Annotated in this window: 23 protein-coding genes and 1 tRNA gene; 11 read left to right on the top strand and 13 right to left on the bottom strand. The window is 66.3% G+C overall.

The genetic code is table 11. The annotated features are described in order from the left end of the window. Window positions 1-24: 24 nt before the first annotated feature. From Q9R31_RS10830 to Q9R31_RS10820, 3 genes are all read right to left on the bottom strand, one after another. Window positions 25-951: an AEC family transporter gene (locus Q9R31_RS10830; protein ID WP_311262728.1), complete on the bottom strand. Its 927-nt coding sequence runs from the start codon at window positions 949-951 to the stop codon at window positions 25-27. Window positions 952-1,002: 51 nt separating this feature from the next. Further along, window positions 1,003-1,428: an aspartate 1-decarboxylase gene (gene panD, locus Q9R31_RS10825; RefSeq protein WP_311262727.1), complete on the bottom strand. Its 426-nt coding sequence runs from the start codon at window positions 1,426-1,428 to the stop codon at window positions 1,003-1,005. Window positions 1,429-1,512: 84 nt separating this feature from the next. After that, entirely contained in the window at window positions 1,513-2,427 is a 915-nt protein-coding gene (locus Q9R31_RS10820) for a LysR substrate-binding domain-containing protein (RefSeq protein WP_311262726.1), read from the bottom strand. A 166-nt stretch (window positions 2,428-2,593) separates the two neighbouring features. Here Q9R31_RS10820 and Q9R31_RS10815 point away from each other — a divergent pair, with 166 nt between their 5' ends. Together Q9R31_RS10815 and Q9R31_RS10810 are read left to right on the top strand one after the other, a co-directional pair. Beyond that, window positions 2,594-4,042 carry an amino acid permease gene (locus Q9R31_RS10815; protein ID WP_397428234.1) on the top strand — a complete coding sequence of 483 codons (1,449 nt, stop codon included), beginning with the start codon at window positions 2,594-2,596 and terminating at the stop codon, window positions 4,040-4,042. A 486-nt stretch (window positions 4,043-4,528) separates the two neighbouring features. Beyond that, window positions 4,529-8,035, top strand: a complete 3,507-nt coding sequence (locus Q9R31_RS10810) for a bifunctional proline dehydrogenase/L-glutamate gamma-semialdehyde dehydrogenase (RefSeq protein WP_311262724.1) — start codon at window positions 4,529-4,531, stop codon at window positions 8,033-8,035. A gap of 130 nt (window positions 8,036-8,165) precedes the next feature. On the opposite strand, the gene Q9R31_RS10805 is transcribed toward Q9R31_RS10810, so the two are convergent. Together Q9R31_RS10805 and Q9R31_RS10800 are read right to left on the bottom strand one after the other, a co-directional pair. Further along, window positions 8,166-8,360 carry a hypothetical protein gene (locus Q9R31_RS10805; protein WP_311262723.1) on the bottom strand — a complete coding sequence of 65 codons (195 nt, stop codon included), beginning with the start codon at window positions 8,358-8,360 and terminating at the stop codon, window positions 8,166-8,168. Between the two features lie 286 nt (window positions 8,361-8,646). Continuing rightward, complete coding sequence (locus Q9R31_RS10800) at window positions 8,647-9,501, bottom strand: LysR substrate-binding domain-containing protein (protein WP_311262722.1); 855 nt, start codon at window positions 9,499-9,501, stop codon at window positions 8,647-8,649. A 136-nt stretch (window positions 9,502-9,637) separates the two neighbouring features. On the opposite strand from Q9R31_RS10800, the gene Q9R31_RS10795 reads away from it, so the two are divergent. After that, on the top strand, window positions 9,638-11,014 hold the full coding sequence (locus Q9R31_RS10795; RefSeq protein WP_311262721.1) for an MFS transporter: 1,377 nt from the start codon (window positions 9,638-9,640) through the stop codon (window positions 11,012-11,014). Window positions 11,015-11,049: 35 nt separating this feature from the next. On the opposite strand, the gene Q9R31_RS10790 is transcribed toward Q9R31_RS10795, so the two are convergent. The 3 genes from Q9R31_RS10790 to Q9R31_RS10780 all read right to left on the bottom strand — a co-directional run bounded on the left by Q9R31_RS10790 (window position 11,050) and on the right by Q9R31_RS10780 (window position 12,531). Further along, complete coding sequence (locus Q9R31_RS10790) at window positions 11,050-12,219, bottom strand: N(5)-(carboxyethyl)ornithine synthase (protein WP_311262720.1); 1,170 nt, start codon at window positions 12,217-12,219, stop codon at window positions 11,050-11,052. Next, complete coding sequence (locus Q9R31_RS10785; RefSeq protein ID WP_168223187.1) at window positions 12,216-12,356, bottom strand: hypothetical protein; 141 nt, start codon at window positions 12,354-12,356, stop codon at window positions 12,216-12,218. Before Q9R31_RS10785 ends, Q9R31_RS10790 begins: the two co-directional genes overlap by 4 nt. A 104-nt stretch (window positions 12,357-12,460) precedes the next feature. After that, window positions 12,461-12,531, bottom strand: a tRNA-Gly gene (locus Q9R31_RS10780). Window positions 12,532-12,772: 241 nt separating this feature from the next. On the opposite strand from Q9R31_RS10780, the gene Q9R31_RS10775 reads away from it, so the two are divergent. After that, a complete protein-coding gene (locus tag Q9R31_RS10775) occupies window positions 12,773-13,234 on the top strand; it encodes an SRPBCC family protein (RefSeq protein WP_311262719.1) in 462 nt (153 codons plus the stop codon). 21 nt (window positions 13,235-13,255) lie between these two features. Here Q9R31_RS10775 and Q9R31_RS10770 read toward each other — a convergent pair whose 3' ends face one another. Next, the gene (locus tag Q9R31_RS10770; protein ID WP_397428233.1) at window positions 13,256-15,019 is read right to left on the bottom strand and encodes a CAP domain-containing protein; all 1,764 of its coding nucleotides are present in this window, start codon (window positions 15,017-15,019) and stop codon (window positions 13,256-13,258) included. 125 nt (window positions 15,020-15,144) lie between these two features. On the opposite strand from Q9R31_RS10770, the gene dcd reads away from it, so the two are divergent. Continuing rightward, entirely contained in the window at window positions 15,145-15,720 is a 576-nt protein-coding gene (dcd, locus tag Q9R31_RS10765; RefSeq protein WP_018769967.1) for a dCTP deaminase, read from the top strand. A 96-nt stretch (window positions 15,721-15,816) separates the two neighbouring features. Here the strand turns inward: dcd and Q9R31_RS10760 are convergent, their stop codons facing one another. The 3 genes from Q9R31_RS10760 to Q9R31_RS10750 form a co-directional block, all read right to left on the bottom strand. After that, window positions 15,817-16,998 (bottom strand): cation:proton antiporter, encoded by a 1,182-nt coding sequence (locus tag Q9R31_RS10760; RefSeq protein WP_311262717.1) that lies wholly within the window; start codon window positions 16,996-16,998, stop codon window positions 15,817-15,819. Window positions 16,999-17,003: 5 nt separating this feature from the next. Next, window positions 17,004-17,486: a cation:proton antiporter regulatory subunit gene (locus Q9R31_RS10755; protein ID WP_018769969.1), complete on the bottom strand. Its 483-nt coding sequence runs from the start codon at window positions 17,484-17,486 to the stop codon at window positions 17,004-17,006. 64 nt (window positions 17,487-17,550) lie between these two features. Beyond that, window positions 17,551-18,954, bottom strand: coding sequence for an MFS transporter (locus tag Q9R31_RS10750; protein ID WP_311262716.1), 1,404 nt, complete (start codon window positions 18,952-18,954; stop codon window positions 17,551-17,553). A gap of 196 nt (window positions 18,955-19,150) precedes the next feature. On the opposite strand from Q9R31_RS10750, the gene Q9R31_RS10745 reads away from it, so the two are divergent. Genes Q9R31_RS10745 through mnhG form a run of 6 tightly spaced genes read left to right on the top strand, consistent with a single transcriptional unit; the run spans window position 19,151 to window position 25,696 of the window. Beyond that, window positions 19,151-22,279 carry a Na+/H+ antiporter subunit A gene (locus Q9R31_RS10745; RefSeq protein WP_311262715.1) on the top strand — a complete coding sequence of 1,043 codons (3,129 nt, stop codon included), beginning with the start codon at window positions 19,151-19,153 and terminating at the stop codon, window positions 22,277-22,279. After that, window positions 22,276-22,881: a Na(+)/H(+) antiporter subunit C gene (locus Q9R31_RS10740; protein ID WP_311262714.1), complete on the top strand. Its 606-nt coding sequence runs from the start codon at window positions 22,276-22,278 to the stop codon at window positions 22,879-22,881. Before Q9R31_RS10745 ends, Q9R31_RS10740 begins: the two co-directional genes overlap by 4 nt. After that, window positions 22,878-24,479 (top strand): Na+/H+ antiporter subunit D, encoded by a 1,602-nt coding sequence (locus Q9R31_RS10735; RefSeq protein ID WP_311262713.1) that lies wholly within the window; start codon window positions 22,878-22,880, stop codon window positions 24,477-24,479. The genes Q9R31_RS10740 and Q9R31_RS10735 overlap by 4 nt, the downstream gene beginning before the upstream one ends. Then, complete coding sequence (locus tag Q9R31_RS10730) at window positions 24,476-25,021, top strand: Na+/H+ antiporter subunit E (protein WP_311262712.1); 546 nt, start codon at window positions 24,476-24,478, stop codon at window positions 25,019-25,021. Before Q9R31_RS10735 ends, Q9R31_RS10730 begins: the two co-directional genes overlap by 4 nt. Beyond that, window positions 25,018-25,296 carry a monovalent cation/H+ antiporter complex subunit F gene (locus Q9R31_RS10725; protein WP_142118193.1) on the top strand — a complete coding sequence of 93 codons (279 nt, stop codon included), beginning with the start codon at window positions 25,018-25,020 and terminating at the stop codon, window positions 25,294-25,296. Before Q9R31_RS10730 ends, Q9R31_RS10725 begins: the two co-directional genes overlap by 4 nt. Beyond that, window positions 25,286-25,696, top strand: coding sequence for a monovalent cation/H(+) antiporter subunit G (gene mnhG, locus Q9R31_RS10720; RefSeq protein WP_311262711.1), 411 nt, complete (start codon window positions 25,286-25,288; stop codon window positions 25,694-25,696). Before Q9R31_RS10725 ends, mnhG begins: the two co-directional genes overlap by 11 nt. Window positions 25,697-25,699: 3 nt before the next feature. Here mnhG and Q9R31_RS10715 read toward each other — a convergent pair whose 3' ends face one another. After that, complete coding sequence (locus Q9R31_RS10715; protein WP_142118189.1) at window positions 25,700-25,963, bottom strand: DUF4235 domain-containing protein; 264 nt, start codon at window positions 25,961-25,963, stop codon at window positions 25,700-25,702. Window positions 25,964-25,985: the final 22 nt, after the last annotated feature.

The following is a 25,985-nucleotide window of genomic DNA, read 5'->3' as shown; positions in this document are numbered from 1 at the left end:
CCAGGCAGCAGTTATGGTCAAAAGCTATGCCAACAACAGCGCGACGCCGATCATCGCCGGCACTGCCACCACGGTGGTGATCAGCACGGTGTCCTTCGCCACGGTCAGCCCGGTCTGGTAGCGGCTGGCGGCCACGAACACGTTCTGCGCGGTGGGCAGGGCCGACGTAACCACCACCGCGAACAGCGCGTGCCCGTCCATCCCCAGCGCGAAGCGGGCGAAAACATAGGCAAGGGCCGGCTGGACCGCCAGTTTGAATCCGCTCGCCAACAGTGTGTCCACGCGCCTTCCGGCGGAGGCCTGCAGCGGGCGCGTGCCGTTCAGGCTCATCCCGAAGGCGATCAGCATGGCAGGAATCGCGGCGCCGCCAATCAGGTGGATGGGCTCCATCACCAGTGCCGGAACCTGGAAGCCGGTCCCGGCCACCAGCAGCCCCAGGCCGGAACCCACGATCATCGGGTTCCGCAGGATCATCAGGACGAACCCCAATACCGTGGTGCGGTGCGTGCTGGTGCTCGAATCAAGGATCATCAGGAACATTGGGGTGAAGAACGCCAGCTGGAAGATCAGCAGCGGGGCCACGTAGCTCGCGTCGCCCAGGACATATACCGCAATGGGAATACCCAGGTTGGCGGAGTTCGCGAGCGAGGCGGACATGGCGGACATCAACGATTCGGGGAGTGCCCGCTTCAACCAGAACTTTGCGAGGGCAAAGAAAATCGCGGCGGTAATGATGGCCGCCACCGCCGTGACCAACAGCGGTTCGGCGAACACTTCCTGCAGGCGGGCCTTGCTGAGGGTTTCGAAGAGCAGCGCGGGGCTGGCCACGAAGAACGTGAGGCCGCTGAGAACGGGCCGCGCGTTATCGCCGAGGATCTTCTGCCGGCCCACGAACCATCCCACCAGGATGATGCACCAGACCACGAAGAACCCGGCCAGCACCCCTAGCAAGGGTCAGCCTTTTGGGCGCAGCGGAAGCAGGGACCGGGACGCACGCTCCGGTTAGACGGTGGCGTTGTTAAGGGCGAAAGGGGGGCGCATCATGCCGGCGGTGAGGCCTTCGGCGGGGTCGTTGCCGAGCTGGATGATCCGGTTGTTCGCGTCCACGTGGACCACGCGCGGCTCATAGGCCTTGGCCTCTTCCGTGGTCATCTGGGCGTAGGTAATCAGGATGACAATGTCGTTCTCGTGCATGAGGTGCGCCGCTGCACCGTTAATGCCGATCACACCCGAGCCGCGTTCGCCGGCGATGGTGTAGGTCTCAAGCCGCGCGCCGTTGGTGACGTCCACGATGGACACCAGCTCGCCGGGCAGGATGTCGGCAGCCTCGAGCAGGTCAAGGTCCACGGTGACCGACCCTACATAGTGCAGGTCGGCGTGCGTGACGGTGGCCCGGTGGATTTTGGACTTGAACATTGTTCGATTCATAACGGCTCCAGTCTAGACCTGCGGCCTCCTGCCCGCAGTGACGCAGGAAACACAACGCCTTGGGACATGTACGACGGCGGCCGGTCAGCCGGCGTCGTCCCTTGCCACTGCGGCGGCGGCCGCAGCGAGGGTCTCCCGGGCGGCCAGGATGGCGGGGCGCTGGGCGCTGGAGCGGCGGACCGAGGTGAAGATGGTGCGGTGCGGCTTTCCCGGAAGCTCCAGCAGCTGGGCCGTGGTGCCCCGTCCGGTCCACACCAGGTCCGGCATCAGGGCCACGGCGTTGCCGGACTCGATCAGCCGGGCCTGGGCCTGCAGGTCGGCGGTCTCAAAGCGGACGTCGGGTTCGAAGCCGGCGCTGCGGCAGGCCTGTTCCGCCCAGTGGCGCGACGCGGCACCCCTGGGTTCCATGACCCAGGCGAGGTCCGCGGTGTCCTCGAGCGAACGGATGGCGGGCCCGCCGTCGGACGCCGGGGGAACGGCCAGCCGGATGGCGTCGGTGGTCAGCTTTACCCGGTCCAGCTCGGGGTAGCGCGGGGCCGCATGCCCGGGGTACTGCTCAGCGATCACCAGGTCGAAGTCGCGCGCCCACGTCTCATGCAGGGCGGTCTCGGGCTCACGCTGGATCATTTCGATCCTGACTTCGGGGTAGGTTGCGGCCATCCGGGTCAAGGTGTCCGGCATCAGGGCCAGCGCCGCGGACTGGAACACCGCGATCCGCACAGTCCCCGTGACGGTGGTCAGGGAGGCTGCCAGGTCCGCCTCTGCCTGCTCCATGGTTTCCAGCAGCTGCGCTGTATGGGCCACCAGCACCTCGGCCTGGGGCGTCAGCTGCACCCGCCGCCCCGTCTTCCTGAGCAGCTCCACGCCCACTTCCTTCTCCAGGAGGGCCAGCTGCTGGGATACCGACGACGGGCTGTACTGGAGTGCCTCGGCCACCTCCGCCAGCGTCCCCCGGATGCTTAATTCCCGGAGCAGCCGGAGCCGACGGACGTCAAGCATGGCGAATCCCTAACTGAAACTAACGAATATAGGTTAGAAGTAGTCACTTTATCTAACGCAACCACCCTTGCATACTGTTGGGATCGAGTTACCCCCATCACAGCCATTTCCGCGCGCCGTGCTGGGACCGCACCCCAAGCAGGAGATCTTGATGAGCAGTAGAGATATGAGCCAATCAATCATGCGGCGCAAACCCGTCGACGATATTGAAGAGGAGAACAAGCACAGCGGCCTCTTCAAGTCCCTTGGGCTGTGGCAGCTCACGGCCATCGGCGTTGGCGGCATTATCGGCGTCGGTATCTTCTCCCTCGCAGGACTGGTGGCGGCAGGCAGTGGTGACAACCCGGGTGTGGGGCCCGCGGTGCTGATCTCCTTCCTGATCGCTGGCCTTGCATCAGCTGCGGCAGCGCTCTCCTATGCCGAATTCGCCGGCATGATCCCGCGCGCCGGCTCGGCCTACACGTACGGCTATGTTGCGCTCGGCGAGGTGATCGGCTGGTTCATCGGCTGGGACCTGCTGCTCGAGTACATTGCCATCGTGGCCGTGGTGGCGATCGGCATTTCCGGTTACCTGGATGCCTTCCTCGCCGGCATCGGGATCCACATGCCGGCCTGGATGACCTCCACGGTGGACGAGGGCAAGGGCGGAATCGTCAACGTCCCTGCCATTGTTGTCTGCCTCCTGGTCACTTGGATCCTGTCCCGCGGAACCAAGGCGTTCGGCCGGTTCGAACTCGTCGCCGTGGCCATCAAGGTGGTCCTGATCCTCTTCATCATCGGGTTGGGCGTCTTCTACATCGACACCAACAACTACAACCCCTTCATGCCCAGCGGCTTCGGTCCGGTGGTGGCAGGCTCCGCCACGGTGTTCTTTGCCGTGTTTGGCTACGACGCCATGAGCACCGCCGCCGAGGAAGCCAAGGACGGCAAGAAGCACATGCCCAAAGCCATCGTGCTCTCGCTCATCGTCGCCATGCTGCTCTACGTAGCCGCCACCCTGGTCCTGACCGGCATGCAGAACTACAAGGACATCGACCCGAAGGCCGGCTTCGCCTCCGCTTTCACCTCCGTGGGGCTTCCGGTCATCGCCACCATCATCTCGGTGTTCGCCGTGCTGTCCATCCTCACCGTGATGCTTACCTTCCTGCTCGGTGTCACCCGCGTCTGGTTCTCCATGAGCCGCGACGGGCTCCTCCCGGGCTGGTTCTCCAAGACCGACCGCCACGGCACACCCCAGCGCGTCACCTGGATTGCCGGCATCACCTCCGCCTTCCTGGCCGGCGTCTTCCCGATCAAGGAAGTGGCCGACCTGACGAACATCGGCATCCTGGCGGCGTTCGTCGTCGTCTGCCTGTCCGTGATCATTTTCCGTTACAAGCGTCCCGACGCTCCGCGGACCTTCCGCCTGCCCCTGATGCCCGTGGTGCCGGCCTTCGGCATCCTGTCCTCCGGCTTCCTGATGACCCAGCTGCCGTGGGAAACCTGGGTGCGGTTCCTGGTGTGGCTGATCATTGGCCTGGCCGTCTACTTCGGCTACGGCCGCAAGCACTCGTTGATGAACCCCAACAGCCCGCGGCACGAGGAACTCGTGGAGCTGCACCGCCCCCTCGCCTAACCGACTCCCGACGCCCGCTCACTTCTGGCGCCATTTCCCGGAACGCCCGCTCACTTATGGGCGCCTCCTTGCAAACCCCCGCTCACCTAAGGTGAGCGGGGGTTTGCCGTTTGGGGGTCAAAGGTGAGCGGGCGTTGGGGTTTTGAGGGGTCAAAGGTGAGCGGGGGTTTGGGTTTTGAGGGCAAAAGGTGAGCGGGGGTTTGGGTTTTAAGCGTCAAAGGTGAGCGGGGGTTTGCCGTTTGGGGGTCAAAGGTGAGCTGGCGTTGGGGTTTTGAGGGCAAAATGTGAGCGGGGGTTTGCCGTTTGGGGGTCAAAGGTGAGCGGGGGTTTGGGTTTTAAGCGTCAAAGGTGAGCGGGCGTTTGCAGGGGAAATGCATTGGTTTTCCTAACCTGTATTGGTTGGAAAAGATCGCTTTATCTTATGTGAGCGGAAGCTCATACTGGTGGAAAGACCTCCTCCCATAGCCAGAAAGATCGGGAAAAACCATGACCCACGTAGCAATGGAACCAGCAACTTCCGCCGGTGCCGTGCCGCAGACCGTCGACGTCGACGTCCCCCAGGCGAAGGCCCTCGCCGATGATGCGGTCGCCTTGGTCCGGCAGTGGCTCACCGAGGCCGCCAAGGTCCCCGTGGACGCCTCCGCCCAGCAGCTCGCCGGCGTCCTGAAGGACCCCAACGGCCTGGAATTCACCGTGGGCTTCGTGGACGGCGTGGTCCGCCCCGAGGACCTGAACGTGGCAGCCCGGAACCTGGCCGCCCTGGCTCCGAAGGTTCCGGCCTTCCTGCCCTGGTACATGCGCAGCGCCGTGGCATTGGGCGGCACCATGGCCCCCGTTATGCCGCAGGTTGTTATTCCGATGGCGCGCAAGGTCCTGCGCGAGATGGTGGGTCACCTGATCGTGGACGCCACCGACGCCAAGCTGGGCCCGGCCATCGCCAAGATCCGCAAGGACGGGATCATGCTCAACGTTAACCTCCTCGGCGAAGCGGTCCTCGGCGAGCACGAGGCGTCGCGCCGGCTCGAAGGCACGCACACCCTGCTGGCGCGCCCCGACGTCGACTACGTTTCCATCAAGGTCTCCTCCACTGTGGCCCCGCACTCCGCCTGGGCCTTCGACGAAGCCGTGGAACACGTCGTCGAAAAGCTCACCCCGCTGTTCCAGCGCGCAGCCTCCTTCGCCCACAACGGCGGAAAGGCAAAGTTCATCAACCTGGACATGGAGGAGTACAAGGACCTGGACATGACCATTGCGGTCTTCACCAGGATCCTGGACAAGCCCGAGTTCAAGAACCTGGAGGCGGGCATCGTGCTCCAGGCCTACCTCCCGGACGCTCTCTCGGCCATGATCCGCCTGCAGGACTGGGCTGCCGAACGCCGCGCCAACGGCGGCGCGGGCATCAAGGTCCGTGTGGTCAAGGGTGCCAACCTGCCCATGGAACAGGTGGAAGCCTCCCTGCATGACTGGCCGCTGGCCACCTGGGGCAGCAAGCAGGACTCGGACACCAGCTACAAGAGCGTCATCAACTACGCGCTGCACCCCGAGCGGATCAAGAACATCCGGATCGGCGTGGCCGGCCACAACCTGTTCGACATCGCCTTCGCCTGGCTCCTGGCCAAGCAGCGCGGCGTGGAAGCCGGCATCGAGTTCGAGATGCTGCTGGGCATGGCGCAGGGCCAGGCCGAGGCCGTCAAGAAGGACGTCGGCTCCCTCCTGCTGTACACCCCCGTGGTGCACCCGTCCGAGTTCGACGTCGCCATCGCCTACCTGATCCGCCGCCTCGAGGAAGGCGCCAGCCAGGAAAACTTTATGTCCGCCGTGTTCGAACTCAGCGAAAACGAAGGCCTGTTCGAGCGCGAGAAGCAGCGCTTCCTCGCCTCGCTGGACGCCCTGGACAACAGCGTGCCGCTGCCCAACCGCCGCCAGGACCGCAACCTTCCCCCGGAGCCCATGCCGCACACCGGTTTCGGGAACACCCCGGACACCGACCCGTCCCTCCCCGCCAACCGCACCTGGGGCCGGGCCATTCTGGAACGCGTCCCGTCCTCCACCCTGGGCAACGCCTCGGTGAAGGCCGCCTTCATTAAGGATGAAGCAACCCTTGAGTCCGCCATCGCCAACGCCGTGGACAAGGGCAAGGCGTGGGGCGCCCTGTCCGGTGCCGAGCGTGCAGAGATCCTGCACCGAGCCGGGGAGATCCTGGAAGCCCGCCGGGCCGACCTCCTGGAGGTCATGGCCAGCGAGACCGGCAAGACCATCGAACAGGGCGATCCCGAGGTCAGCGAGGCTGTGGACTTCGCCCACTACTACGCCGAGTCCGCGCGGAAGCTGGACACGGTCGACGGCGCCACGTTCGTCCCAGCCAAGCTCACCGTTGTCACGCCGCCCTGGAACTTCCCGGTCGCCATCCCGGCAGGGTCCACCCTTGCGGCACTCGCCGCCGGCTCCGCCGTCGTGATCAAGCCCGCCAAGCAGGCCGCCCGCAGCGGCGCCGTCATGGTGGAGGCGCTGTGGGAAGCCGGCGTGCCCAAGGGCGTGTTGACCATGGTGCAGCTGGGCGAGCGGGAGCTCGGCCAGCAGCTGATCAGCCACCCGGCCGTGGACCGCGTGATCCTCACCGGCGGCTACGAGACCGCCGAACTGTTCCGGTCCTTCCGCAAGGACCTGCCGCTGCTGGCCGAAACCAGCGGGAAGAACGCCATCATCGTCACCCCCAGCGCCGACCTGGACCTGGCGGCCAAGGACGTGGCCTACTCCGCGTTCGGCCACGCAGGCCAGAAGTGCTCCGCCGCCTCACTGGTGATCCTGGTGGGCTCGGTGGCGAAGTCCAAGCGGTTCCACAACCAGCTGATCGACGCCGTCACCTCGCTGAAGGTGGGCTACCCGGAGGACCCCACCAGCCAGATGGGCCCGATCATCGAGCCGGCCGACGGCAAGCTCCTCAACGCCCTCACCACCCTGGGTGAAGGCGAGAACTGGGCGGTGGAACCGAAGAAGCTGGACGACACCGGGCGGCTCTGGAGCCCGGGCGTCCGCTACGGCGTCAAGCGCGGCTCCTACTTCCACCTGACCGAGTTCTTCGGCCCCGTCCTGGGCGTCATGACGGCAGACAGCCTGGAAGAGGCCATCGCCATCCAGAACCAGATCGAGTACGGCCTCACCGCGGGCCTGCACTCGTTGAACTCCGGGGAACTCGGCATCTGGCTGGACAGCATCCAGGCCGGAAACCTCTACGTGAACCGCGGCATCACCGGCGCCATCGTGCAGCGCCAGCCGTTTGGCGGCTGGAAGAAGTCCGCCGTCGGTGCCGGAACCAAGGCGGGCGGCCCCAATTACCTGGCCGGCCTGGGCGACTGGATCCCGGCGGCCAGCACTGCCACGGCGTCCGTTACGCACCCCGGCGTCAGCCGCATCCTTAACGCGGCCGGCCCTGCCCTGCAGCCCGCCGAGCTTGAGTCCGTGCAGCGCGCCCTGGCCTCCGACGCCGCAGCGTGGGCCGGGGAGTTCGGCACGGCAAAGGATGTCTCCGGACTGAGCGCGGAACGCAACATCTTCCGCTACCGCAGCCTGCCGGTCACCATCCGCCTGTCCGAAGGCGCGCCGCTGGCTCACCTCGTCCGGACCGTGGCTGCCGGCGTTGTGGCGGGGTCGGCACTCACCGTGTCCACCGCCGTCGAACTTCCCGCCCAGCTGCGCTCCGTGCTCACCGCACAGGACATTGACGTGACGGTGGAGTCCGACGCCGGCTGGCTGGCTTCGGCGGCACACCTCGCTTCGGCGGGCAAGCTGTCCGGTGCGCGCATCCGCCTGATCGGTGGAGACGCCTCGGCGCTCGCTGAAGCGACCGGCGGACGGCCCGACCTGGCCATCTACGCCCACGCCGTCACCGAGGCCGGCCGGGTGGAACTGCTGCCGTTCCTGCATGAGCAGGCCGTCAGCATCACCGCGCACCGGTTCGGCACCCCGAACCACCTGTCGGACGCGCTGATCTAATCGGTTCCGGACGGGAAGCGTCACCTTAGCTGAAGCGCCCGGGATGCGTTCCCAGCGCTAAGGAAAGGCCGGGCAGCCACCTGATGGTGGCTGCCCGGCCTTATCGCTTTTCCCCCGAGACCAGGCGGTTTTAGCCCAGATACCAGCCGGGCGGTGTCCAGGTGACCGGGACGTTATGGGCTGAGAATTCCTCGCAGTGGGTGCAGGTGTAGGCCACTTCGCCCAGGGTGGCCACGGTTCCGTCACGGCGGTACGTGGGCGGAATGTACGACTCAAGGTAGACGAACTCGTCGGTACGGCATTTGTCGCAGGTGGGTTTTCCCACGTATCCGGAGTCTACGGAGGCGCGTCCGGTTCCGAGGGTGTTCTGGCGGGTGGACGGCCGTGCTGTGGAGTACGGGCGCGCGTGCGCAGAACTGAGATGGGTGTTCCTGGCTGTCGTCATTGGCTGCCTGTCCCAAGCGCGGCTTTCCGGCATGCGGATGGCGCTTGTTTCGGTGAACTGGCCTGCTGCTTGACCCTGGAACACAGCATAGGGGATGGCACTTCCCCTATCAATGGACACGGGGTCCCTAACTCCCCTAAATGCTGGAAATTGCGACGACGGGGAGTTAAGTTTGGCGGTTAATGGTCCGCCCCACGATGGATTGCGTGAGGGCGTCGATGACCTCGGCGTTCGCCAGCGGGTTGCGGATCAGGGTGAAATCCACGTCCCCCACGGCCGGAAGGTCGAAGCGCCGTGTGATGATCTTCAGGTCCTCGGGTACCAGCGACGTGGGCATGACGGCCACGCCGATGCCGGCCCGTACCGCCGCGAGCACGCCGCTGATCTGGCGGGTGGTGCAGGTGATCCGCCAGGTCCTGCCATGGGCTTCCAGCGCATCGATGGCAAGTTTCCGGCTCAGGCTGGGAGAGGGGTAAGCGATCAGTGGCACGGGTGCGCCCTGCTCCAGCACTGTCTGTTCCAGCCCCACCCAGGAGAACGAGTCGTGCTGGACCACGGTGCCGTCCTTGGCTCCGGCCACCCATTTCACGAAGACCAGGTCCAGTTGGCCGGCGTTGAGTTTGCGGTACAGCTGGTCGCTTTGCCCGACGGTCAGTTCCAGGTTGATCTGCGGGTAGATCTGCCGGAATTCACGCAGGATCCGGGGCAGTCCGGTGATGGCGAGGTCGTCGGCGGTGCCGAACCGCAGGCGGCCCCGCATGGCCGAGCCGGAGAAGTACCGCGCCGCAGCGTCATGCGCGGACAGGATGTTGCGGGCAAAGCCCGCCATGGCATCGCCGTTGTCAGTGAGCCGCACATCGCGGGTGTCCCGGGTGATCAGGCTGCGTTTGGCCGCCGCTTCCAGTTTGCGGATGTGTTGGCTGATGGTGGGCTGGGCCAGGCCCAGCCGCTCGGCCGCCTTGGTGAAGCTGAGGGTGTCCGCCACCGCAAGGAAGGAACGCAACTGGGCTGGTTCGAACATGCTTTCCGTCCTTCTCCTCCGGCTGATCTATTGCGTTTTGCAATACGAGTTATAGGGACCATACGCCTCCATAATCTGCTCCGCCAGCCTAGCGTTAAGGACATCCCAGACCGCCCGCAATTTTGAGGACACTCCTGTGGCACCCCCACCGCCTTCGTCGGCCTCCGTCTCCCAACCAGTCATCGACGCGGCGGGCTCAGCGCCGCCGGACAGCCAGACCCAGCCGCTGCCTGTCGTGGCGGAGCGGCTCCCCTGGAAGCACACCTTCATCTCGCTGAAAGTGCCCAACTTCCGGATCTTCGCGGCCGGCCACTTCATTGCAGTCATCGCCATCTGGATGCAGCGGATTGCCCAGGACTGGCTGGTGCTGCAGCTCTCGGGATCGGTGACCGCCGTGGGCATCACCGTGGCGCTGCAGTTCCTGCCCTCCCTGCTGCTGGGGCCGTGGGGCGGCATGATCGCCGACCGGTTCGCCAAGCGGAAGATCCTCATCCTCTGCCAGTCCATGGCCGCCATCCTCGCCGCAACACTGGCCACCCTTTCTCTCACCGGCGTGATCACGGTGTGGCACGTCTACGCCATCGCCCTGGTCCTGGGGTTGGTGACCGTCCTTGACCAGCCGGCGCGCCAGGTGTTCGTCAACGAACTCGTTGGCCCCCGGTATTTGCGGAACGCCATCAGCGTCAACTCCACCACGTTCCAGCTGGGTGGCCTGATCGGCCCTGCGCTCGCGGGCCTGCTCCTCACCGCGGTGGGGGCCGGCTGGGCCTTCGCCGCCAACGCCGTTGCCTGCTGCTCCACGGTGGCCATGCTCCTGATCCTGCGCAAGGACCAGCTGTACGTCAGTGCCCCCACGCCCAAAAGCAAGGGCATGCTCCGCGAGGGGTTGCGCTACGCCCTGGGTAAGCCCACCATTTACTGGCCGTGGCTCATGGCCGGCTTCATCTCAGTCTTCGCCATGAGCCTGCCCGTGGTGCTCGCCGCCTTCGCGGACCACGTCTTCCAGGTGGGAGCCGGCGGGTATGGCCTCCTGAATGCTTTGGTGGCACTCGGGGCGCTGTCCGGCGCCGTGGCGTCCACCCGCCGTCGGCAGCTCCGCCTGCGTTCCGTCGTGTTCTGCGCCGGAATGTACGGCCTGATGCTCTGCCTCGCCGCCCTTGCCCCCTCCATGGTCTGGTTTGGGGCCGTCATGGTGCTGTCCGGATTCTGGTGCCTCATGTTCCTCACCGGCTCCAACCAGCTGGTGCAGGTCAGTTCCAACATGGGCATCCGCGGGCGGGTGATGAGCCTGTACATCATGGTGCTGATCGGCGGCCAGGCACTGGGCGGACCCATGCTGGGCTGGATCGCCGAACATGCCGATCCCCACGTCGCCCTGCTGGTCTCCGGCGGCGTTCCCGCGCTGGCGGCCATGACCGTGGGCGCCATCCTGGCGCGGAAGGGCGGGTTGAAGCTCCGGATGGATCTGAAGGGCCGCCGCCCGGTGCGGATCGTCAGCCGCGCAGGTGCCTAGGACCGCACCCAGGCACCCATGCGTAGGCCCGGTGCTTACAGGGCGGCCAGGTGGAGTGCCCGGTGCGGATACTCCGGGCTCCGCTCCTGGAACTGAAGCACGGCTTCATTGCGGATGACACCGTCACGGATTTCAATGGCCCGCGCTATGGTCTCATCCCTTTCCCACGCGGCAGGCCCGGCCATCACCGTTTCGAGGAACGGCTGCAGGGCCTGGCTGATCTCCCAGCTGGAGGAATTCCAGAGGTAGGAGGGGCTGTGGTCCACCGCGTAGTAGTTGATGTGCTCACCTACGGTGAACATGGGATCGGCAAACGTGGTGGACCGGGCCCAGCTGAACCCCATGCCGTCGTCGCAGGAGACATCAATGATGAGGCTGCCCGGGCGGAACCCCGCCAAATCCTCTGTCCGCAGGTACGTCAGGGGATTGTTCGGGTCCTGCAGCGTGCAGTTGACCACAATGTCGCTTTCGGCCAGGAACGGGGCCAGCGGAACCCGGCCGCGCTCCGTGATGACCTGGCTCAGGAAGGGGGCCTCGGCGTCGTGGTCGAACTGGACGATGTTCACTGAATGGATCGGTGCACCCACCGCGGCCACCCCGCGGTTGGTGAGCACCTGGACATCGTGGATGCCGTGCGCGTTCAGTGCCGTCACAGCCCCGCGCGCCGTGGCACCGAAGCCGATCACGACGGCGCTCAGGCGGCGTCCGTAGTCCCCGGTGGAACCGGTCAGTGCAAGGGCATGCAGGACCGAACAATACCCCGCCAGCTCGTTGTTCTTGTGGAACACGTGCAGGCCGAATCCGCCGTCGCTGGCCCAGTGGTTCATGGCCTCGAATGCGATGAGGGTGAGCTTCTTGTCGATGGCGAGTTGGGTGATGGCGCGGTCCTGGACGCAGTGCGGCCAGCCCCAGAGGACCTGCCCGTCGCGCATGTCGGCGAGGTCTTCCGGCTGGGGTTTGGGCAGGAGCACGACGTCGGCAGCGGCCAGCAGTTCTTTCCTGGGCGCCATTCTCCCCACCAAGGTGGAGAGGTGGCTGTCCGGGACGCCGAAGCGCTCGCCGTAGCCCTGCTCCAGGATGATGCGTTGCCGCAGTCTTGGTTCGATCCGCTCGAAGTGCAGGGGGTGGATGGGAACGCGGCGTTCGTCAGGTTTTCGCGTGGTGGCCAGGACGCCCAGGCTCAGCTGGGTCTGTTGGCCGCTCACTTCTTTTTAGCGGCCTTGGTGGACGTGATGTCCAGGGAGCTGGCCGGCGCAGCGGCGGCCTTCTTGTCTGCGCGCTTTTCCTTGATGGACTTGCCGGACTTTTTTGATGCCGTTTGACGCGGGGACTTATCAGCCATGATTGCTCCTGTAGCGGAACCGAAAAGGTTCCTGGCTACCGACACTACACCCCTGCGCCGAATGGGATCCGGGGCCTGCGGAGATGAGGGGAGCGGGATGTGAGAGCGGCTGACGGGAATCGAACCCGCGTATCAAGCTTGGGAAGCTAGCGCTCTACCATTGAGCTACAGCCGCATTTACCGCCGCTCGCGCGGGGCAGAACTTAGCTTAGCGCAGTTCTGCGGGCTTCCCGGCAACCCTGCAGGCTGCAGGTTCCGTGTCCCGGGGAGCGTGACGTCATCCAGTAACTCTTCAATAACGTCGGCGCTGCCGGCTAGGTTTGGGCGTCGGGCGCTGGCTAACCTGATCCGGGTAGCCGCCACGTTGGGGGAGGCAGCTATTGCGGCAGCCGACGTCAACCACAGGAAATATCTTCATGGCAATCGCAGAATACGAGGTCCTCATCGAGCGCGACGCCATGGCCGTCTACCAGTACCTCCTTGATGCCACCAATCTTCCCTCGTGGCGGAACGATGTCCGCAGCGTGAAACTCGTGCAGGGGCCGGCGGAAGCCACCGGCGCCGTCTACAGGAAAATGGTGGCGGGCCGCTCGGGCCTGAGCATCCCCGCCGACCTTGAGATCACCAATGTGCGCCCTGGCGCCGAAATCCAGTTCCATGTTGTTTCCGGGCCTGCCATCCGCTGGGGCGGTTACTACCTGAGCACCGAGGACGCGGGGACGCGGGTCCGGTTCGCCATGGAAGCGAAACGCGAGGGGCGCTTCGGCTTCCTCCGCAGGTTCGGGTTCCTGAACGGAATGCTGCAGCGCCGCGTCAGCGCGGATGTGGCCCAACTGGACCGGCTGAAGCACGTGCTGGAACTTCAACCGGCTATTTGAGCCCGCGGCGGCCGCGCCCGCCTACTGGGCCAGCCGCTGCCCGGCCCAAGGTCCGGCGATGGTCGACGGCGACAGCAGGCTTCCGGCGCTCAGGTCCCAGTACTGCACGGTGTCATTCGCGCGGCGGAGCGCGACGCCTGTGGAGTTCAGCCCGGTGACGTTGCGGAGCGCCCGGATCCCTGTGACGTCCGTCCAGCCGGTGGCCACGGTAGGCCGTGCCTCTGCGCGGAGTGCTGTGGTGCCCCACCCGCGGTAGAGCTGTATGCTTCCGTCGCCCCTCAATGCCAGCAGGTCCTGGAAGCCGTCGGCGTCGTAGTCCACCATCGAGAGCCGGGAGGCGTAAACACCGGTGGCGACGGTGGCGCGGTCTGCGATATCGCCCGTTCCCTTGTTGGCGTAGAGGAACAGGTTTCCGGCGCCGTCCAGGGCCAGGATCTGGGGCATCCGGTTGTTGGCGCACCAGCCGCCAACGGCCAGGGTCAGCGTGTTCCATCCGCCTCTACCGAGGGTGATGGCGGCCTGGAAGCCGCCGCCGGCGTTGCCCCGGTGCAATGTCAGGTCGCCGCCGGTCCACTGGGTCAGGACGTCGTACGCGCCGTCCCGGTCCCAGTCGGTGACGAAGACTTCCTTGGCTCCGCTGAAGCCTGAGCCGATCACCTTGGCTGCGGCATAAGTGCGGGGCCCGGTGGAGGCCCTGCCCAGCAGCTGCCCGGCGGAGTCAACGGACACGAGGTCGGCGGGGCCGGTGATTGCCGCGGCGGCGAGGTTAAGGGTGGGTGGCATGTGCTTGACCGGCGCATCGCACAGGCTTGGCGGCGGTGCCGGGAAGGCGCCGCTGGATCCCGCGCCGCCCGGGGAATCGAGAGTTCCTGCCGGCAGCGTGGTGTAGCCGAAGAAGTTCACCACTCCCCAGATCTGGTAGGTGGAGTTGGTGTAGGAGATTCCGGCGCCCATCACGTTGAAGCGCGGGTCGAGGAGCATGGCGTTGTGGCCCGGCGAGCCCTTCCACCATTCCACCAATTGGGCGGCGTCGCGGTCGGTACGGATGGCAATGACCTCCCCGGCGCCGTTGTTGGGATTCAGGGCGCGGGGATCGGTCCAGAAGCTTGCCCGGTGCTCGATCACGTCACGGCTGGCGATGCTGTCCGACCATTCCTGGGACAAGCCGGCCACGGTGGGGTGGTACTTCACCTTGTTCAGGCCGTTGGCCACCCGGTACTCGTTGATCCTGGTGAATACGGTGAGGATGGCCGCTGCGTTGGAGTCCGGGACCAGGGCCTCGGTGGAGGGAAGCGCGGCGGCGGATTCCGGGGTGGCCAGCCGGGTGGCCGGCGGCGACGTCAGTTCCTGGTCGGTCGCCCACAACGGGGGGATCGACACTGTCTGGGGGGTCGGCTCCGCCGAAACGGCAGACGGTGCCGGTGCTGTTTCCGTAGAGGGCGCAAGCCCAGCCGTGGAAGGTGAGGCTGTCACGGGCGCGGCCGTGGAACCCGGCGTGGTTGGTGCGCTTGGCATGGTGGTTGCACTTGGCGTCGCGGTGGTTTGCCGCAGGGGGGAAGCGACCCGGATGTCCGGGTCCACGGCAGGGGTGAGGCTTCCGGCGGTACCGTCCCCCGTGGCGGACGTCCCGGCGTCGCGGACCACGGGAGCCGCCAGCGAGATACCCGCTGCTTCTGCCTGGCGGACCTGCAACGATGCGGGAGGCGGGGCAGCTGATGAAGCGACCAAGGCCCACGCGCAGAGCACGCCAATAAAAGAGGGTGCCACCAATTTATTCACAAACATCCCCAGCTCTGTTACGCCCTCCGGGAGACCATTCCGGCGGCTTTCATTCGCAACATTAGCCCCACAAGGCCACAGCAACAACGGGAAAGTGCGGCTGTGGATAACCGATACGGTAATTTGGGACGGTGCTGATCTCTGACCGCGACATTCGTGCCGAAATTGATTCCCAGCGGATCGTGCTGGAACCGTTCGATCCGGCGATGGTCCAGCCGTCGTCCGTGGATGTCCGGATCGACAAGTTCTTCCGGTTGTTCGACAACCACAAGTACGCCCACATCGATCCGGCGCAGGAGCAGCCTGAGCTGACGCGGCTGGTGGAAGTGGAGCAGGACGAAGCCTTCATCCTGCACCCGGGGGAGTTCGTCCTGGGTTCCACCTATGAAACCGTGACGCTGCCGGATGACATCGCGGCCCGCCTGGAAGGCAAATCCTCCCTGGGCCGGCTCGGCCTGCTGACGCACTCCACCGCAGGCTTTATCGATCCCGGCTTTTCCGGCCACGTCACCCTCGAGCTGTCCAACATGGCCACCCTGCCCATTAAGTTGTGGCCGGGCATGAAGATCGGGCAGCTCTGCTTCTTCCGGCTGAGCTCGGCCGCCGAATATCCGTACGGCCAGGGCGAGTACGGCAACCGGTACCAGGGCCAGCGCGGTCCTACCGCCAGCCGCAGCCACCTCAACTTCCACCGCACCAGCATCTAGCCGCAACCAGTACCAGCCGGAATCCGGCAGCACCGGCATGGCCACAGGTCCCGCCATTGGTCCCATCGCCGCTGTGCCCAGAGCCCGCCAGTGTGCTTAGAGCTGTGGGGCGACGGCCGGCCTGCGGATGAACGGCCTGGCCAGCGCTTCGACGTAGCGGGCGGCCAGCGGACCCAGCACCGCCATCAGCAGCACATACGCTGTGGCAAGCGCTGCCAGCTCATGCGGGACGACTCCGGAAGCAACGGCCAGGCCGGCGATCACGATGGAGAATTCACCGCGGGCCACGAGTGCGGCGCCGGCACGGAACCGGCCGGGCCTGGCGATGCCTGCGCGTTTGGCGGCCCAGATCCCGGTGGCCATTTTGGTGGCCGTGGTGGCCACCGCCAGGACCAGGGCCCAGCCAAGGACCGGGGGAATGGATGAGGGATCGGTGTTGAGCCCGAACGCCACAAAGAAAATGGCGGCAAACAGGTCGCGCAGCGGCTCAAGGATCCGGGTGGCGTTGTGGGCAGTGGCGCCCGAGATGGCGATGCCCAGCATGAAGGCCCCCACTGCGGCTGAAACCTGCATGGCTGACGCGGCGCCTGCCACCAGCAGGGCGGCCCCGAGGACGTTGAGCAGGAAGACCTCGGAGTTCTCGCTGTGTACGGCTTTGGAGACGTGGTGACCGTGCCGCAGCGCTACCATGAGGACCATGCTGACCACGGCCAGGGCGATTCCCACCGTGGTGAGCCCGCCCAGGAAACTCACGCCCGCGAGGGTGGCCGTGAGGATGGGCAGGTAGACGGCCATCGCCAGGTCCTCGAACACCAGGATGGACAGCACTACCGGGGTCTCGCGGTTTCCAAGCCGGCCAAGGTCGGTGATGACCTTGGCGGCGATGCCCGATGAGGAGATGTACGTGACCCCGCCCATGACCATGGCACCCACGCCGCCCCAGCCCAGGAGCAGGGCAAGGCCGGCGCCAGGCAGGAAATTCAGGACCAGGTCCAGGACGCCTGCCTGCCACGAGCGGCGCAGGCCGGTGAAGAGCTCCGACGCCGTATATTCCAGTCCGAGCATAAGCAGCAGCAGGATGACGCCGATCTCGCCGGAGAGATGTGCGAACTCGTGCATGCCTTCAAGCTTGACGATGCCCCCGGCGCCAAAAGCCAGCCCGCCCAGCAGGTAGAGGGGGATAGGCGACATTCCGATCCGTCCGGCCAGCCTGGCCAGCAGCCCCAGGCAGAACACAACGGCCCCCAGTTCAATGAGGGTCAGGGCCAACGGGTCCATAGGAACTAACCGTGGCGCAGGATGTCGGCCGCTGAGTCGAGGCCTTCCTGGGTGCCAACCGCCACCAGCAGGTCACCGGGGTGCAGCACGACGTCGGGCCCGGGCGAAGGCAGCACCTCACCTTCGCGCATGATGGCCACGATCGATACGCCGCACCGGGTGCGGATGCACGCCTTGCCCATGGGCTGGTTCTGAAACGGGGAATCCGCGGCGATGGAGAACTGCCGGGTGACGATGCCCGGGACGTCCTTGTGTTCCTCCGCAAGCTTCATGGCCAGGTGGGTGCCACCCAGGAGGTTGCCCAGTGTGGCTGCTTCGTCGCTGGTGAGCGGAATGGAAGCCTGGCAGGTGTCGGGGTCGTCCCAGGTGGAAACGATGAGTTCCGTCTGGCCTTCCCGCCGCTCGACGACGCCGATGCGGCGTCCGGAAGCGGTCATGAAATCCTTCCGCCGGCCCAGGCCGGGAAGGTTGGTTTCGTCCACGTTCATACAACCAGCCTAGTCTGCCTGGCAACACCTGGCCGGGCTCTGGAAGAGCACTCCGGGGGCGTTTTCAGCTGGCTGGGACCACGGCGATAGATGCTGTTTCCGGGGACTTCACCGGCAGCAGCACCAGGAGTCCTGCCAAGAGGACCACCATGATGCCCAGGATGCCCCACCGCTGAGCCTCCCCGGCGGGCACCAGCGGGGTTGCCACCGTGATGCAGAGGGTGAACAGGGCGGGCGCCAGGAAGCTGACGGCGCGGCCGGTGGTGGCGTAAAGGCCGAACAGTTCGCCTGATTCGCCGTGCGGCGCGAGCCGGGCCAGGTAGGCGCGGGACGCGGACTGGGCAGGCCCGACGAACAGGCAGAGGAAGAGCCCGAACACCCAGAACGTGGTGCCGCCGGCCCATTGGATGCCGAAGAAGACATAGTCCCCGTTGCCCAGGACCAGGATGGCGGTCCCGGCGACCAGGAGCCCCACCAGGGAACCGGTGATAACGGCTTTGGGCCCCACCTTGTCGTCGAGGAAGCCGCCGATGACCGCCCCGACGGCTGCCACCACGTTCCCGAAGATGGCGAAGAAGATGACCTGGGAGAGGGCAAAGCCGAAGGTGCCGGCGGCGATGATGCCGCCGAACGTGAAGACGGCGGCGAGGCCGTCCCGGAACACGGCACTGGCCAGCAGGAAGTAGATGGTGTGCGGGCTGGTGGCGTAGATCGCCTTGATCCTCCGGAACAGCAGGCCGTAGCTGGCAAGGAATCCCAGCCGGTCCGCCCGGGCGGACCGGGGCAGCTCGGGGACGGCAAACAGGACGGGGAGGGCGAAGACGAGGAACCACAGGGCGGAGAAGACGGCCACCAGCCGGATGTTGAGGCTGTCCCGGGTGGACGCGCCGAACCAGTCGAAGGCGGGCTGGACGAACAGCTGCAGGACGATCAGGAGGGCCACGATGCCGCCGAGGTAGCCTGCGCCCCAGCCGAAGCCGCTGACTTTTCCGATGTTTTGCGGCGTCGACACCTGGGTCAGCATGGCGTTGTAGTTGACGCCGGCGAATTCGAAGAACACGTTGCCGAGCGCGATCAGCGATACCCCGAGGAGCAGGAATTCCGGGCGCGGGAAGACAAAGAAGCACAGGGCCGTCAGGATGGCGACGGCGACCGAGTTCACTCCCAGCCACAGTTTCCGGCGGCCGCCCGCGTCAGAGCGCTGGCCGGTGACGGGGGCCAGCAGTGCGATGGCGAAGCCGGCGACGGCCAGTGCCGCTCCGAGGACGGCGGAGGCGTTGTCTTCGCCGCCGAACGCGTTGGATGTCAGGTAAACGGTGAACACGAACGTGGTCATTACGGCATTGAAGGCCGCCGAGCCCCAGTCCCAGGAAGCCCAGGCCAGCACGCGGCCCTTGCTGGAGTAGCCGGGCCCGGTTTCGAGTTCCGAGGCAGGCTGCATTGCTCCCGGAGCGCTGGCGCTGTTCATACGATGCATCGTATCCGCCTGTGGCGAACACCCTGGGGACGACGGGCCTGTGATCGCGGGGATTCCGCACCCCTGTAGCGCCAAGGAAGAGGCCGGATACCGGGCGGGCCTTGGTAAACTGGACCCTCCCGAACCTTACTTTTTGCCGCCTGCTCCAACTTTTGACAATCGAATTCCTGACGTTGCGGAGAATACAGTGATCACAGTCCTTGCCGTGCACTTTTCGGTGGCTGTCCTCGCGCCCTCCCTCTTCAGGCTGTGGGGCCGCAACGCCTTTTACGCGCTGGCCGCGGTTCCGGCTGTTTCCTTCGGCTGGCTGATGTTCCAGCACAATCCCATTTATTCAGGGTCCGGCGCCGTCACAGAGGTCTTCGACTGGATCCCCAGCCTCCATCTCGAATTCGCTTTCCGCATGGACGCGCTCGCCTGGCTGATGTCCCTGCTGGTGCTCGGCGTCGGCGCCCTGGTGCTGGTCTACTGTGCCCGATACTTCAAAAGTCAAGACGAAGACCTCGGCCCGTTCGGCGCCCAGCTGCTGGCCTTCGCCGGGGCCATGTTCGGGCTGGTCACGGCGGATGACCTGCTGCTGCTGTTCGTCTTCTGGGAACTGACCACCATCCTGTCCTACCTGCTGATCGGCTTTGCCCGGACCCGCCTTGCCGCCCGCCGTTCCGCGCTCCAGGCACTGATGGTCACCACCGCCGGCGGCCTGGCCATGCTGGTGGGCCTGATCATGCTGGGCTACACGGCCGGCACGTACCGTATCTCCAGCATCCTGGAGCAGGCTCCCGCGCTGGTGTCCGGGACGTCCGGCGCCGTGGTGGGCGCCGCCGTCGTACTCATCCTGGTGGGTGCCATCACCAAGTCAGCCCTGGTCCCGTTCCACTTCTGGCTCCCCGGTGCCATGGCCGCTCCCACCCCCGTCAGCGCCTACCTGCATGCTGCCGCGATGGTGAAGGCAGGCATCTACCTGGTGGCGCGGCTCGCCCCGGGATTCTCGGAGACGGCGTACTGGCAGCCCGTGGTCCTGGGGCTGGGCCTGGCCACCATGCTCGTGGGCGGCTACCGCGCACTGCGCCAGACCGACATCAAGCTGATCCTCGCCTACGGCACCGTCAGCCAGCTCGGCTTCCTCACCATGGCGGTGGGACTGGGCACGCCCGACGCCGCGCTGGCAGGCCTTGCCATGCTGCTGGCCCACGGCCTGTTCAAGGCCACGCTCTTCCTGGTGGTAGGCATCATCGACCACCAGTCGGGCACCCGTGACGTCCGCAAACTGTCCGGCGTCTTCCGTTCCTCGCGTGCGCTGGGCATCGTGGCCGGCATCGGCGCCGCGTCGATGGCGGGGGTTCCGCTGCTGGCCGGCTTCGTCGCCAAGGAATCGGTGCTGGAAGCGTTCGTGCACCACGCTGTTGACCCGCACTCCGGTCCCTGGGGCATGGTGGTCCTGGTTGGGCTGGTGGTGGGGTCAATCCTCACCTTCGCCTACAGCGCCCGCTTCATGTGGGGTGCGTTCGCGGCCAAACCCGGCGTGGAGCCCACCCCCTTCAAAGCGGTCAGGCCCTCCTTCCTCGCCGCCCCGGCAGTCCTCACCGTCCTGACCATCGCCTACGGGCTCTGGCCGGTGCCGGTGGACGCATGGATCCAGCCGTACGCGGCGTTGTTCGCTTCCACAGCGCCCGACGCCGGCACTCCGGCCGCGCAGGCGGGCCACCTTGCGTTGTGGCACGGGCTGACCCCGGCGCTTGGGCTGACGGCCGTCACCTTCGTGCTGGGCGCGGCCATGTACGCTGGCCGCAATGCGGTGGCCCGGGTCCAGTCCCTGGTCCCGGCCTGGGTGGATGGCGACCGTGCCTACCAGCTGACCATCGGCGCCCTGGACGACGTGGCGGTCTGGATCACCGGCCGGACGCAGCGCGGCTCGCTGTACTACTACCTCGCGGTAATCCTCAGCGTGGCGTTCGTCCTGCCGCTCACGGCCATCCTCCTGGGCGGAAACGCCCTGCCCCAGGACATCTACCTCGTGGACCCTAACTCGCCGCTGCAGCTCGTGGCGGGGGTGGGCATTGTGATCGGCGCCCTGGCCGCGGTCAAGGCGAACAAGCGCTTCCTCGCTGTGTTGATGGTGTCCGTGACCGGCTACGGCATCGCGCTGGTGTTCGCCCTGCAGGGCGCTCCGGACCTTGCCCTGACCCAGATGCTGGTGGAAACCATCATCCTGGTGGCGTTCGTCCTGGCCATGCGCAGCCTGCCGCCCGAACTGCGGGACCGCACGGGCGGAAAATACCGGGTGGTGCGCGTCATCATCGGTGCGGGGTTCGGCGTGACCATGGTGTTCGCGGCCATTTTCGCGATGGGCGCGCGGACCGCCATTCCGGTATCACTGCAATTCCCGCAGCTTGCCTACGAGGGCGGCGGCGGCCTCAACGTGGTCAACGTGACCCTGGTGGACATCCGCGCCTGGGACACCTTCGGTGAGATCAGCGTCCTGGCGCTCGCCGCCACCGGCGTCGCCAGCCTGATCTTCGTCCGCGGCCGCGGCGACCGCCTGCGGCGCTCCGCCTCGGTCGCCGAAGGCACCGTAGGCCGGCGTCACGGCGTGGACCCCGGCTCCCGCGACGGCGCGGCCCTGGCCATCAGCCGCAGGTTCGCCGCCGCTGCCCGTGATCCCTGGATCGTGGCGGGCCGGACGCTCGCTCCCGAGCGGCGCTCCATTATCTTCGAGGTGGTCACCCGGCTGATCTTCCACTCGATGATCATCTTCTCGCTCTACCTGCTGCTGGCCGGGCACAACCTGCCGGGCGGCGGTTTCGCCGGGGGCCTTACCGCCGGGCTGGCATTGACCATCCGCTACCTGGCAGGCGGACGGTTCGAGCTGCGGGAGGCTGCGCCGCTGAGCGCCGGCGCACTGCTGGGCACGGGCCTGGCCCTGGCTGCGGTGTCCGGGGCGATGCCCCTGCTGCTGGGCGGCCAGGTGTTCCAGTCCGCCATCATCCAGGTGTGGCTGCCCGTATTCGGTGACATCAAATTCGTCACCTCCACGATCTTCGATATCGGCGTGTACATCGTGGTGGTGGGCCTGGTGCTTGACGTGCTGCGAAGCCTTGGTGCCGAGATTGATGAGCACATGGAGGAGAGGTCGGCAGCCGCACACCCGGACGAGCCGGACGGGGACCGTCCCGGGCAGCCGGACCTGGAAGCTGAACGGGACCTGGAAGCTGAAGGGGAACTGGAAGCTGAAGGGGACCTGGAACCGCCGCTGGAGCGCGGCAGCGTGCCCGCCGAGACCGTGCCTGCCGAGACCACCGCGAAGGGCCATGCATGAGCGTCAACCTGACCCTGCTGATCGTCATGGGCGCCCTGTATGCCTGCGGCATCTACCTGATCCTGGAACGCAGCCTCACCCGGGTGCTGCTGGGGCTGATGCTCCTGGCCAATGCCACCAACCTCCTGATCCTGGCTACCGGGGGATACGCAGGCCTTGCTCCGCTGTTCGCAAAGGACACGCCGGCCCAGGACTACAACGATCCGCTCCCGCAGGCCCTGATCCTGACCTCGATCGTTATTTCCTTCGCTGTCACGGCGTTCATGCTCGGCATCATCTACCGCACCTGGGTGCTGGCACGGCAGGACGACATCCAGGACGACCTGGAAGACCGCCGCGTGGCGGCAACGCCGAGCTTCGACGCGGAGGACGACGCCGAAGTCCCGGCGGAAACCTCCGAATTCCCGCTCACCATGCTGGGATCGGACGGCCGGGACGTTTCAAACCATGCAGCTTCCGGCGGGGATGCCGGCCGGGAAACGGAGCAGCGGGTGTCCACGCTCGTGGCAGGCGGCCGGGAGATGCCCGTCGAACATGCTGCCGCGGAGGAAAAGCCCGGTTCACTCACCATTGACCCCAGCCCGGAAGGAGGCGGAAAGTGAACATCGCAAGCTTTGCCCCGCTCGCCGTCGTACTTCCCATTCTGGGCGCTGCCCTGACCTTCCTGCTGATCAGGCATACCCGGGCCCAGCGCGCGGTGAGCATCGCCCTGCTCTCGTTGACCCTTGCGCTCGAATGCCTCCTGCTGGCATCGGCGTGGAACGGCGGAACGGCTGCGGTGACCATCGGCGGCTGGCTGCCGCCGTGGGGGATCGTGATGGTGGTGGACCAGTTCTCCTCGCTGATGCTGGTAGTCTCCTCCGCGGTGAGCCTGGCCGTGCTGGTCTACGCGACGGGGCAGGGCATGGCCGACGGCGACCATGACGCCCCGGTCTCGATCTTCCACCCCACCTACCTGATCCTGGTGGCGGGCGTGTCCAACGCGTTCCTGTCCGGGGACCTGTTCAACCTTTACGTCGGCTTCGAGATCCTGCTGACAGCGAGCTACGTGCTGATGACCCTGGGCGGCACCGGGCCGCGCATCCGGGCGGGCGTCACCTACGTGGTGGTGTCCGTGGTGTCCTCGGTGCTGTTCCTGATCTCCATCGCCATGGTCTACGGGGCCACCGGAACGGTCAACATGGCTGACCTGGCCATCAAGCTCGGCGAACTGGACCAGGGCACCAAGACCCTGCTGCACGTCATGCTGCTGGTGGCGTTCGGCATCAAGGCGGCCGTCTTCCCCCTGTCCTTCTGGCTCCCCGACTCCTACCCCACCGCACCCGCCCCGGTCACGGCCGTGTTCGCCGGGTTGCTGACCAAGGTGGGTGTCTACGCCATGGTCCGGACCGAGACCCTGCTCTTCCCCGGGGACACGCTGAACACGCCCTTGATGGTGGCCGCGCTGCTGACCATGGTGGTGGGCATCCTTGGCGCCCTGGCCCAAAGCGACATCAAGCGGCTCCTCTCGTTCACCCTGGTCAGCCACATCGGCTACATGGTGTTCGGGCTGGCCATGTCCTCCGCGGCCGGGCTGGCGGCGGCGGTGTTCTACGTGGCGCACCACATCACCATCCAGACCAGCCTCTTCCTGGTCACCGGCCTGATTGAACGGCGCGGCGGCAGCTCCTCCGTGGACCGGCTGGGCGGGCTCGCCAAACTGTCGCCCGTGCTGGCGCTGCTGTTCTTTGTCCCCGGCATGAACCTCGCCGGCATCCCGCCGTTCTCCGGGTTCCTGGGCAAGGTGGGACTGATGCAGGCGGGCATCGAGCTGGGCACCCCGCTGGCCTATGCGCTGGTGATCGGCGGCGTGGTCACCAGCCTCCTGACGCTGCTGGCCATCGCCAGGGTGTGGAACCGCGCGTTCTGGCGCCGGCCCACCGATGCCGAACATCCGGATCCGGTGCTCCTTGCCAGCCCGGCCAGGGTTTCCGGGCCGGGGGCGAAGCTCAACACCGTGACGCTCCTGCCGCGCACCATGGTGGGCTCGACCCTGGGCCTGGTGGCGCTGGGCGTTGCCCTGACCGTCTTTGCCGGGCCCCTGTTCGGGCTTTCGGACCGGGCCGCGCGGGACATGCTGGACCGGACCCCGTATATCCAGTCTGTGCTGGGCAGTGACGTCCCCATCCCGGCGACATCCGCCGTGGGAGGAGTGCGATGAGCCGCAAACGCATTTCCCTGCGCCAGGAGCTGCCTCTCCTGGTTTGGCTGGTGGTTGTCTGGGGCGCCCTCTGGCAGGATTTCAGCCCCGGAAACCTCCTGTTCGGTGCCCTGCTGGCAGTGGGCGTGGCCCGGCTCTTCTACCTTCCGCCGGTAGAGCTCAGCGGCCGCTTCAACCTTCTCTACGCCGTGCCCTTCGCGCTGGCCTTCGTCGGCAAAGTGGTGGTGGCCAGCGCCCAGGTCCTGTACCTGGCCACGGTCCGCGGCCCCAAGGTGACCAACGCCGTCGTCGCCGTGGGGCTGCGCAGCCACCAGGACCTGATCGTCACCGCCACCGGCCACGTGATCTCCCTGATCCCGGGATCCCTGGTGGTGGAGGTGGACCGCTCCACGTCCACCCTGTACCTGCACGCGCTCAACATCACCTCCAAGCAGGATGTGGAGGGCCTGCGGAACGAAGTGCGGTCCATCGAGGCCGGCCTGATCCGCATCATGGGCAGCCCGGAGGAACTCGAAGCCGTCCGAAGGGAGGCCGCCGCATGATGCACGTTGTCCTGGCAGTCACAGCCGTCATCTTCTCGCTGGCTGCGGCAGGTGCCATCCTGCGGATTTCCCGCGGCCCCTCGCTGCTGGACCGGGTGCTGGCGGCCGATGTGCTGCTGGCCATCCTTGCCGGGGCCCTGTGCATCGACATGGCCGTGAACCGGCACCTGAACAACCTCATGCTGGTGGTGGCCATTTCCATCATCGGTTTCATCGGATCCGTGACCGTGGCCCGTTTTGTGGCGGACCGAAGGGTGAAGCCTGATGAATCCTGACTTTACGGGTCCCGACGGCTGGATCGACGCCGTCTCCGCCGTGTTCATGGTGGTGGGTGCGCTCATGTCCCTCGGCGCCGCAGTTGGCCTGCTCCGCTTCCCGGACCTGCTGAGCCGCATGCACGCGGCCACCAAGCCGCAGGTCCTGGGCCTGTTCCTGCTGCTGGCAGCCATCGGGCTGCAGATGCGGACGTGGTGGGTGTGGCCGGTCCTGGCCGTGGCCTGGATCTTCCAGCTGCTCACGGTACCGGTGTCGGCCCACATGGTGGGCCGGGCGGGGTACCGCACCAAGCACCTGCACCGTGAGCTGCTCACGGCCGACGAGCTGGAGGCTGTGGTGCAAAAAGCCGCCGCCGAGGCTGCCCGGAAGGACAGCCCCGACGACGGCGGGCACAGCTGAAAGCTAGACGATGTCCTGCGTCTTGGCGAACCGGGTGATGGCACGCTGGGTGCCGCGGTTGGCCAGGACCTGGATGATGGCACTGACTGACGCCGAGATCAGGGCGAAGGTCAACGCCGAACGCAGGCTGGTGGGGACATCCTCGTTCTTGCCGGTGGGGGCCTTCTGCCCGGTGGTCTTTTCCCAGATGGTGTTGACGAGCTTGGTGCCGACGAGGCCTGCGCCGAGGCTCACCCCGGTCCCGAGCAGCTTGATGAAAAGGTTCATTCGTATTACTCCTTGCGGGCGG

Source organism: Pseudarthrobacter sp. BRE9 (genome assembly GCF_031844305.1).
Classification (GTDB): Bacteria; Actinomycetota; Actinomycetes; order Actinomycetales; family Micrococcaceae; genus Arthrobacter.
The sequence above is the reverse complement of the archived record's forward strand: the minus strand, read 5'-3'. Positions and strand labels throughout refer to the sequence as shown.

Coding starts and splice junctions, on each gene's coding strand:
- panD (WP_311262727.1), bottom strand. CDS start 1,428: ATGAATCGAACAATGTTCAAGTCCAAAATCCACCGGGCCACCGTCACG.
- Q9R31_RS10820 (WP_311262726.1), bottom strand. CDS start 2,427: ATGCTTGACGTCCGTCGGCTCCGGCTGCTCCGGGAATTAAGCATCCGG.
- Q9R31_RS10815 (WP_397428234.1), top strand. CDS start 2,594: ATGAGCCAATCAATCATGCGGCGCAAACCCGTCGACGATATTGAAGAG.
- Q9R31_RS10810 (WP_311262724.1), top strand. CDS start 4,529: ATGACCCACGTAGCAATGGAACCAGCAACTTCCGCCGGTGCCGTGCCG.
- Q9R31_RS10800 (WP_311262722.1), bottom strand. CDS start 9,501: ATGTTCGAACCAGCCCAGTTGCGTTCCTTCCTTGCGGTGGCGGACACC.
- Q9R31_RS10785 (WP_168223187.1), bottom strand. CDS start 12,356: ATGGCTGATAAGTCCCCGCGTCAAACGGCATCAAAAAAGTCCGGCAAG.
- Q9R31_RS10775 (WP_311262719.1), top strand. CDS start 12,773: ATGGCAATCGCAGAATACGAGGTCCTCATCGAGCGCGACGCCATGGCC.
- Q9R31_RS10770 (WP_397428233.1), bottom strand. CDS start 15,019: ATGTTTGTGAATAAATTGGTGGCACCCTCTTTTATTGGCGTGCTCTGC.
- Q9R31_RS10760 (WP_311262717.1), bottom strand. CDS start 16,998: ATGGACCCGTTGGCCCTGACCCTCATTGAACTGGGGGCCGTTGTGTTC.
- Q9R31_RS10755 (WP_018769969.1), bottom strand. CDS start 17,486: ATGAACGTGGACGAAACCAACCTTCCCGGCCTGGGCCGGCGGAAGGAT.
- Q9R31_RS10750 (WP_311262716.1), bottom strand. CDS start 18,954: ATGAACAGCGCCAGCGCTCCGGGAGCAATGCAGCCTGCCTCGGAACTC.
- Q9R31_RS10740 (WP_311262714.1), top strand. CDS start 22,276: ATGAGCGTCAACCTGACCCTGCTGATCGTCATGGGCGCCCTGTATGCC.
- Q9R31_RS10730 (WP_311262712.1), top strand. CDS start 24,476: ATGAGCCGCAAACGCATTTCCCTGCGCCAGGAGCTGCCTCTCCTGGTT.
- Q9R31_RS10725 (WP_142118193.1), top strand. CDS start 25,018: ATGATGCACGTTGTCCTGGCAGTCACAGCCGTCATCTTCTCGCTGGCT.
- mnhG (WP_311262711.1), top strand. CDS start 25,286: ATGAATCCTGACTTTACGGGTCCCGACGGCTGGATCGACGCCGTCTCC.
- Q9R31_RS10715 (WP_142118189.1), bottom strand. CDS start 25,963: ATGAACCTTTTCATCAAGCTGCTCGGGACCGGGGTGAGCCTCGGCGCA.